This is a genomic window from Bradyrhizobium sp. Ken51, from assembly GCF_055807435.1.
The window spans coordinates 1-255 of record NZ_JBVVPB010000189.1 but is presented as its reverse complement, the minus strand read 5'-3'; the positions used below and the strand labels follow the sequence as shown (position 1 = coordinate 255).

General features: G+C 59.2%; 1 protein-coding gene. It reads left to right on the top strand.

All coding sequences use genetic code 11. From position 1 onward, the window contains the following. On the top strand, positions 1-225 hold a 225-nt coding region (locus AC0L27_RS41430), incomplete at its 5' end, for a transposase (protein WP_473323918.1). Between the last annotated feature and the right edge of the window lie 30 nt (positions 226-255).

Here is a 255-nt window from a genome sequence, read left to right as displayed (position 1 = left end):
CACGTAGATCTTGACCCATGGCTGGAACGAGCATGCGCAAGCCTCGTCGCGTCTTTTGCCAACGGTGTCATCAAGGACAAGGCTGCCGTCAACGCCGCGATCACGACGTCTTGGTCCAACGGACAGACCGAGGGCCAGATCACCAAGCTCAAGCTGGTCAAGCGCCAAATGTACGGACGCGCCAAGCTCGACTTGCTTCAGGCCCGCCTGATCGGCGTTATATGACCACGGCTGCACCAAAGTTGCGTCAGAGCC